We start from the raw sequence: 8,409 nt of genomic DNA, 5'->3' as shown, positions 1-8,409 counted from the left end.
AGCGCCGCCACGGCCAGTAACATCAGCCAGGCGCTTTGATCGGAAACGCGTTCCGGATGCCGCCACCAGTCCTGCAATGAACCGAGCCGATGCCAGAGCCAGAAACCGGCGGGAACGGTCAACAGCCCAAAGCCCCACATCATCCACAAAGGCGTGCCCGTCTGCAGCATCACGCCACAATCACCGATGCCGTCGAGTGAGCCGCCGGCAATGTAAGCTCCGTTCGCAATCAGGCAGAACCCGGCAAAAAACTGGAGCAGCGAAACAAACCGAACCCGCAGCACTCGTCCCACCAGCCAAAACAACAATGGCAGCAGCACTCCCAGCAGTGGTCCCGCCCAGACAACCAGTCCCGGCGCGGGATTGATCGACAGGTCGGTTCGCGAAACGGAAAGCGGATGCAGCACCACCCGCGAAATCGAACCTCCCGTGAAGATGCCTCCCAGAACATGTCCCAGTTCGTGCACCCCCATCATTGCCAGCCAGCTGCCGCAAAGCAGTGAGAGAATGAAGACCAGCTGATAAATTCGAGACATGTAGATGGATCCAGCTCAATCTGAAACACCGGGAAACAGTTCCTTTCAAATTATCAGAAACCGGGTGCGAACGAAACGAGATTATTTTGTTTATCTCTCTTTATAGAAAAGGCTTAAGCCACATTTGGATTCGACCAGACTCCGATCAGTAAAGTGAACGCTTCTTCGCAAAAAATTACTTTTGACGGGTGACATTGCATTCAGAGGGCTGTTATTATGAAGCACCACCCTTTTTTAATTTCCTTTAGTTTTACCTCGCAAAGAAATAGTCCTCATGTGCAACAGAGTGATTTTGAAGCACGCGCTCTCGCTGTTTGTTTTTCTGAGTTTCTGCAGTCTGGGTGTGATCCCTCTCTCGGCTGAAGAACAGGCCGATGCCAACAAGGCAGCCACTCCCGCGGATCAGCCTCTGATTGTGTTTGTGATCGGTGAAGAAGGTTATAAGACAGCTGAGAGCCTGCCTGCTTTTGCCAGGGAGCACCTGCAGCCTCTCGGATTTCGAACCGAGTTTGTCTTCGCCGACAAAGAGGACCCGAATTCGTTTCCCGGCCTGAAATCACTCAAAGATGCGGACCTGCTGTTCCTGAGCGTGCGTCGAAAAACTTTACCGGCCGCCCAGATGAAACTGCTCCGCGATTACCTCGATGCCGGCAAACCGCTGGTCGCCATTCGCACTTCGAGCCACGGCTTCTCGCTCAGCAAAGGGGAACCGGCAGAAGGTTATGTCGAGTGGAAAAACTTTGACACGGAAGTGCTGGGAGGCGAATACGCGGGTGACTTTGGTAATAAAACACCGACCGATGTAACCACCCAGCTGCGGGCCGAGCAGGACCCGATCATGGCGAGTGTCCGCAATAAATATTTCCGCAGTGAAGGTTCGATGTATAAAAGCACGAACCTCAAAAGTTCGACAAAGACATTACTGATCGGCCTGTCCAACGTGGATGGGCAACCGGTCCATATGCCTGTCGCGTGGACGAACCGCTATAAAAAATCACTGGTATTCTACACGTCACTCGGACACCCGGGCGATTTCAAAATCAATACGTTTACGCACACCCTGGTGAACGCCATCTACTGGTGTCTCAAAAAAGAACCACCCCAGGTGGATGTTGCCGGCAAAATCACCCGCGATCGCTTCAAGAAAAATGTCGCCGCCAACGAGCAGGTTGACAAAGTCATGAAAGCCTTCAAAGGCAAAGGTGAAGTCGGCGATGAATCGGATCCGACTCCTCCCGAACAGGCGGTTAAACTGTTTCAGGTTCACAAAGACTTTGAAATGGAAAGCATCGCTGCGGAACCCGAAGTCATGCAGCCCCTCTATCTCAGCTTCGATCATCGCGGCCGGATGTGGGTCGTACAATATCTGCAGTACCCGTTCCCCGCCGGCCTGAAAGTCGTCAAATACGATCAGTACCTGCGGGCCGTCTTCGATAAGGTCCCCCCCGCACCGCCGAATCACTTCAAAGGGGCCGACAAGATTTCGGTCCTCGAAGACACCGACGGCGATGGTACGTTTGATAAAATCAAAGACGTGATTACCGGTCTGAATATTGTCTCCGCAGTCACGGTGGGCAAAGGCGGCATCTGGGTCTTGAATCCTCCTTACCTGCTGTTCTATCCCGATGCCGACGGCGATGACATTCCTGACGGCGATCCTGAAGTGCATCTGTCCGGCTTTGGTCTGGAAGACACCCACTCCGTTGCCAACAGCATCAAGTGGGGTCCTGATGGCTGGCTGTATGGTGCCAACGGCAGTACGACCACGGGAACTGTCAGTTCAGCTGTCACGAAAAATGTGCACTTCAAAGGTCAGATGATCTGGCGTTATCACCCCGAAACTAAAATCTTCGAAATCTATGCCGAAGGGGGCGGGAATACCTTCAGTGTGGAAATCGATTCCAAAGGTCGCGTCTTCTCAGGCACGAATAACGGCGGCACCCGCGGCATGCATTATGCGCAAGGGGGCTACGCTCATAAGAACTGGGGCAAACATGGTCCTTTGACCAACCCGTTCGCCTTTGGTTATTACGAACACATGCGGCACAAAGGTTACCAGGAACGCTTCAGCCAGACTTTTTCCATTTACGAAGGGGGCGCATTTCCCGCCAAATACAATGGTGCCGTCTTCGCAGCAAATTCATTGCATAACCGCGTGATGGCCAGCAATCTGATTCCCGATACATCCACTTATCGCACAGAAGACATGCCACCGATCGTGATGACGCAGGATCGCTGGTTCCGTCCCGTCGATATCAAGGTGGGCCCCGATGGCAGTGTGTACCTCGCCGACTGGTACGACAGTCGCCTGACACACGTCGACCCCCGCGACAACTGGCACAAAACCAGCGGTCGGATCTATCGGCTCAAACCAACCGATTATAAACCCCTCAAGCCGTTCGATCTTTCCAAATTAACCAATGCGGAACTGCTCGAAACCATGGGACACAAAAACAAGTGGTTCCGCCAGAAAGCCGTCCAGGTCATCGGCGAACGTGGCGACACGTCGATGGTTCCCGCATTGCTGGCGATTGCCAAAGACCAGAACGAGGATCGCTGCCTGGAAGCACTCTGGGCGTTGAATCAATTAGGTGCGTTCAACAAAGAACTGGCGCTGGAGCTGTTGGGACACCGCGATGAACACATGCGTCGCTGGACGATCCGTCTGCTCGGCGATTCACACACAACTTCGAAAAAACTGACCGCGTCCCTGGTCGGTCTCGCGAAAACAGAACCTTACGCCGAAGTGCGTTCACAACTGGCTTCAACGGCCAAACGACTTCCCGCGGAATCCGGACTCGCGATCACCGCTGAACTGCTGCAGCGGGAGGAGGATCTGCAGGACCTGCATATTCCTCTCCTGTTATGGTGGGCCCTCGAAAGCAAGGCGACGTCCGACCGGGAGCTGGTATTACAATTGTTTTCCAAGCCGGACTTCTGGAAAGTTCAGATGGTGCAGGATTTCATTCTGGAACGCATCATGCAGCGTTACGCGATGGCGGGCGGCGATGAAAACTATGCCATGTGCGCGAAGCTGCTTAAGCTGGCTCCCTCCGATCAGGATAAAGAAAAGCTGATGGTAGGCATGCTGGAAGCATTTCGCGGCCAGAAGATCGACAACCTGCCTGAAGAACTCAGCAAAGGCCTGGCAGAATATCAGAAGAGCCTGGGAGAATCGGATCTTGCGTTGGCATTACGACTGGGTGACAAGGAAGCGACCCAGCGTGCGATCAAAATCGTTGCCGATAAAAACGCGGATCGTCCGACTCGTCTGACATACATTGAAATTCTGGGTCAGCTGAAAGTAAAAGATGCAGTGGGTCCCTTGACGGCTATCCTTTCTTCATCGGGAGCCGATACCCACTCGTTAAAGCGGGTCGCACTGCAGGCGCTGATGAATTTTGAAAATCCGAGCATCGGCAAAAGTATTCTGGGTCGCTACCACAGTACCCTGCTCGACGAGCACGACGTCCGCAGTACTGCTCAGCGGGTGTTAGCCAGCCGCAAAGCCTGGAGCAAACAGTTCCTCTCCGAAATCGACGCCTGGCGAATCAAGGCCAATACGATTCCCCTGGATGTCGTGCAGCAGATGTCTCTGCACGATGACCCGGACATCAAAGCCAGTATCAAAAAGCACTGGGGTAAAGTTCGCGGCTCCACTCCCGCTGAAAAACAGCAGGAAATGAAACGGGTCGCCGAACTGGTCAAAGCGGGTGGCGGTGAATTCTCAGCCGGGAAAGTCCTGTTTAATAAAACGTGTGCCGTCTGTCATACTCTGTATGGCGAAGGGGGCAAAGCCGGTCCTAAGCTGACAGGTTACGAACGCGACAACCTGGACTTCATGCTGCTGGCTGTCGTTGATCCGAGTGCCGCCATTCGTGAAGAGTTCACCAACTTCCTGGTCGTCACAGATGATGGGCGGACGGTGACAGGTCTGATTGATGAGCAGACCACCAAAACACTCACACTGCGGGATGTCAAAGGGCAGACCGTGCTCATCAATAAAGAGGAGATCGAAATCCTCAAAGCGCTGGATCTGTCTCTGATGCCCGACGGACTGACCAAAACCATGAGCGATCAGGAAGTGAAAGACCTCTTCAACTATATCATGAGCCGCACACCGAACGGCGGTAAATAACGAGCATAAAAATGGAGCGGGCTGGTCCCCTCGGCCTGCTTCATTTTTTATGCATCGGTTTCTTAAAAGCTGCGATCTGCACTACGATCTGCGGAATTCTTCTGCGCTGCCTGGGCTAGTCTCAGATCCTGTAACAGTTTCAGAATCGCTTCGTGTGCATGATACGTCTGGCTGATCACCAATGATTTACTTGGTTCATGCACGGAAATCGTTCCCCCTTTAGACTGAAAGGTATCGACCCAGGGATCTTTTCCTGTCGTACCGTAACCGGGAGGCAGTTGATTGATCGTCTGCGGTTTCCATTCCCCAATACGCGCGTTGCGAATCACCATTTCCAGGGCAGAATAGCCATCGGGACTGGATCGACATAAATCGCCCACAGGATAGACCCGCGTCTTGAACATCCGCGCGGCTCTTTCCTTTGTTGTCACCAGAACCATTTCCTTGTCGACCACATACGTCAGATCGAGAGGCTCAAGGATATAATCCAGCACATTTTGCAGGGATTGATCTTTAAAATTGACGTCGATCATTTCTTCCCGGGTGACGCCGACTTCTTCCAGATATTTGTCCTGCAGCAGAATGGGGATAGTATGCAGCTCGGAGAAATACACTATTGTTTCATAGAGCGGAACTTTGGGAAAATTCGCATCGGTATCCCTCTTCAACATGCTGTCGATCAGTTCTTCGCGTTTTGTCAATGCGGGATAAAAGTCGGGCTGTGATTTCACAGCGACTTTGGGTGGTTCAGCTATCTTATCCGGTGTCGCATTTTTTTCTTCGGCCTGAATTGACAGCGTCAAGAATCCGAGAACCAGGGCCATCATGCCCACTGACGCGAAAGGGAAATGCATTTGTTTCTGTTCTCTGCGCATGACGGTTCCTCCCTGTGGGAATGCAGCCACTGACCGCAGCTGCCTGATGCTTAAATGGATTTGTTATTCACTGTCCTGTTGTGCCTGACGGAGTTGTGTCAGTAATTCGACGATCGCATTGTGAGCGTGATACGTCTGGCTGATGACCAGCGAATGGGACTGCTGTACCACGGACATCGTCCCTCCCGGCTCATTCGTGTACGCAGCCAGAGAACCACCGCCTCCACCAAATCCGCCACCGCCCAATCCGCCGACCAGGGCTCCTTGAACATTAAAGAACCCTGAACCGCCACTCCCTTTCTGTCCCTGTTGGGGATTCGAATTGCTCAACCGGGTATTGATGCGAGCGGGCTTCCAGTCACCCAGGTTCGCATTCTGGATGGAGGCGCCAAGCACCAGGTAATCTTCATCGATAATGCACAGATCGGCGACCGGGTAGACCCGGGTTTTGAACGTGCGGGAAGCAGTTTCTTTCGACAGTACCTGGATCAGCCCCCGATCGACGATGAATGTCAGATCCAGCGGGTCCAGGATCTGCAGCAGCGCATCGCCCAGGCTGATTTCCGCGAACTGAACATCAATGGGTTCATCGGCTGTGATTCCCAGGTTATGCTCCAGGTCTTTCGCCTGGATCACAATCGGCACTTTATGTCTGTCACTGTAGTAGGTCATGACATCTTTCAGTGGTGTATCCACAAAGTCGGCATCGGTATCCATTTTCAACGCTACTTCAAATGTCTGTTCACGGGTTGTGAGTGCCGGGTAGAAGATCGGCTTTGATTCTTTCACTTTATTTGGTTCTGCCGGCGCGATCGCTTTCGAAATGGCATTCACCGTCGGCTTTTTCGCAGTCGCTTCCTGCGACTTCTGCTGTTCTTCGGCACTTGCGTTGATCAGAAAACCTGTTGCCGCCAGGCAACTCAACAGCGTCAACGCAATCTTTTTTCTTCTGCTTCCTTTATTGGTAATCAGTTTCATTACTGTCTCCTGCTGTAGAACTCTCTCGATTTCATCGAGATTTAAATTGGCAATCCGGTTGAGATACGTTCGTAGTCTATTCGCTTGTCCGGGCTTCTCTGATTTGGGTCAGCAGATCGACAATGGCATTGTGCGCGTGATAAGTCTGCGTGATGAGCAGGGCATGACTTTGCTGAACGATCGTAATCGTACCGCCGACACCCTCTTCATACAGCAGGGGGTCGACACTTTCTCCCCCTTTAAATTTCCCATCCGGAATATTGAAAAAACCGCCTCCCGCAGGAGCAGGACTGCCGGCCTGCTGAGGCTGACTTTTGCTCTTCTCTGATAAACAACCGGTTTTCCGAGGTCGCCAGTCTCCGAGGTCTGCATTTCTGAGCGCCGATTCCAGTGTGAGATAATCTTCAACAGTCCGGCAGAGATCACCCACGGGGTACACACGCAACATCAGTTTCTCATTGGCTTTAATTATTGTCGTAACCTTCAGGACACCATGTTCCACGAGATAAGTTAAACCGATGGGCTCTAAAATGAGACTCAGTGCATCCTGCAAAGCCAGTTTTTCCACTTTCAGATTCACCGGCTCTTCCAGCGTTAAACCTTCTTCACCCAGATCATTGCCTGAGACGAGAATGGGGATACCATGTCTCTCTGAAAATAACGCCATGACTTTAGACAAAGGCTCATCAGCAAAATCGCAATCGGTTTCCTCTTCCAGAGCCTTTTGAAATTTCAGTTCACGCTGTGTTAACGCCGGTAAAAATCTCTGCTGCGATTTCTTCTGCTGCGCTTGTGGTACGGCTTCTTCAAATGCGATCATCGCTTGGGCGGCAGGCTTTTTTGCATCGGAAATCGTGGACTTCTTCTTCTCTTCCGCGGTCGCCACCAGCGTGCTGCATCCCACAGCCAGACAACATAATATTGCAGCCAACTTATTCTGATTTCGTAACCAACTCATTCCCTGTCCCCTGATTTGAAAAAAGTGAGATCAGTTTTTCACTTCGCATCGGAACTCAGACTGGCCTGATCTTTGCGGACCTGTCTGAGCTGACTGAGTAACTCTGATATTTTTAAATGCACGCGATCTGTTTCATTCACAACCAGTGCCTGACATTGAGGAACTGCCGAAATACTGGAGGTCATCGCATGCGCGAGCGGCTGCCTTGCCTGCGGAGGCAGACAGGTATTGCGAATCACGTTTTCGAGTGCCTGGTATTCCTCGGGCGTGTTGCATAGATCAGCAACCGGATAGAGTTTGATATTGAGAGTTCGATTCGCTTCTTCAATCGTCGTAACCTTCAGGACTTCCCCGTCAATAACATAATCCAGACCGAGCGGCTTCAAAATGATGTCTAAGGCGGACTTGAGTTTAATCCCGCTCAGCGACACATTCACGGGCTCTTTTGCTGTGAGTCCAACCTGCTTTAATGCCTGCCCGTCCAGAAAAATGTTGACGCCATGCTGCTTCTGAATGAAAACCATGACTTCAACTAAAGGTTCATTCCGAAAGTCCGCTTTGGTTTCGGTATCGAGTTCTTTCTGAGTTGCCTGCTCGCCCTTTGTCAAAGGTGGATAGAAGGACTGAATTATGTTTTGCAGATTTGGCCTGGATTCCCCCTGAGTCGGCTGACGTTCCTGCGAACTCTCTGAGCTCTCCTGAGCGAAATAATCGAGATCCGCCTCTGACGAAATATCAGGATTTTCGGCCCTGGTGTTCTGTTCCACTTCCGCGCTGACTGTCATCAATACCCAGCCCGCCGACAGAAACAGGCACAGAACCATAATGTGTTTAGGCTTCAGAAACCATCGCATCATAAGCACTCCTCATGCATGTCGTTCGTTTTGGTTGATCCCGCTCTCTCTCGTAAAAACACAGCGAGAA

6 protein-coding genes are annotated in these 8,409 nt (G+C 51.9%); 1 reads left to right on the top strand and 5 read right to left on the bottom strand.

Annotated features, from left to right (window positions below):
* Positions 1-536: hypothetical protein (locus tag AACZ40_RS15070; RefSeq protein ID WP_339674871.1), on the bottom strand; the 536-nt coding region annotated here is incomplete at its 3' end.
* A 274-nt stretch (positions 537-810) separates the two neighbouring features.
* Here AACZ40_RS15070 and AACZ40_RS15065 point away from each other — a divergent pair.
* Positions 811-4,674: a PVC-type heme-binding CxxCH protein gene (locus tag AACZ40_RS15065; RefSeq protein WP_291174275.1), complete on the top strand. Its 3,864-nt coding sequence runs from the start codon at positions 811-813 to the stop codon at positions 4,672-4,674.
* A gap of 62 nt (positions 4,675-4,736) precedes the next feature.
* Here the strand turns inward: AACZ40_RS15065 and AACZ40_RS15060 are convergent, their stop codons facing one another.
* The 4 genes from AACZ40_RS15060 to AACZ40_RS15045 form a co-directional block, all read right to left on the bottom strand.
* Positions 4,737-5,549, bottom strand: a complete 813-nt coding sequence (locus tag AACZ40_RS15060) for a hypothetical protein (RefSeq protein WP_291174277.1) — start codon at positions 5,547-5,549, stop codon at positions 4,737-4,739.
* A 63-nt stretch (positions 5,550-5,612) separates the two neighbouring features.
* Positions 5,613-6,527, bottom strand: coding sequence for a hypothetical protein (locus AACZ40_RS15055; protein WP_339674868.1), 915 nt, complete (start codon positions 6,525-6,527; stop codon positions 5,613-5,615).
* Between the two features lie 76 nt (positions 6,528-6,603).
* Positions 6,604-7,485 carry a hypothetical protein gene (locus tag AACZ40_RS15050; RefSeq protein ID WP_291174281.1) on the bottom strand — a complete coding sequence of 294 codons (882 nt, stop codon included), beginning with the start codon at positions 7,483-7,485 and terminating at the stop codon, positions 6,604-6,606.
* Positions 7,486-7,523: 38 nt separating this feature from the next.
* Positions 7,524-8,342, bottom strand: a complete 819-nt coding sequence (locus AACZ40_RS15045) for a DUF4974 domain-containing protein (protein WP_291174283.1) — start codon at positions 8,340-8,342, stop codon at positions 7,524-7,526.
* Positions 8,343-8,409: the final 67 nt, after the last annotated feature.

This window comes from uncultured Gimesia sp., from assembly GCF_963972345.1.
Lineage (GTDB): Bacteria > Planctomycetota > Planctomycetia > Planctomycetales > Planctomycetaceae > Gimesia.
This window is presented reverse-complemented; position numbering and strand designations above follow the sequence as displayed.

What these genes read in the sequence shown, in the direction of transcription:
- AACZ40_RS15065 (WP_291174275.1), top strand. Translation starts at nt 811, where the DNA reads ATGTGCAACAGAGTGATTTTGAAGCACGCGCTCTCGCTGTTTGTTTTT.
- AACZ40_RS15060 (WP_291174277.1), bottom strand. Translation starts at nt 5,549, where the DNA reads ATGCGCAGAGAACAGAAACAAATGCATTTCCCTTTCGCGTCAGTGGGC.
- AACZ40_RS15055 (WP_339674868.1), bottom strand. Translation starts at nt 6,527, where the DNA reads ATGAAACTGATTACCAATAAAGGAAGCAGAAGAAAAAAGATTGCGTTG.
- AACZ40_RS15050 (WP_291174281.1), bottom strand. Translation starts at nt 7,485, where the DNA reads ATGAGTTGGTTACGAAATCAGAATAAGTTGGCTGCAATATTATGTTGT.
- AACZ40_RS15045 (WP_291174283.1), bottom strand. Translation starts at nt 8,342, where the DNA reads ATGATGCGATGGTTTCTGAAGCCTAAACACATTATGGTTCTGTGCCTG.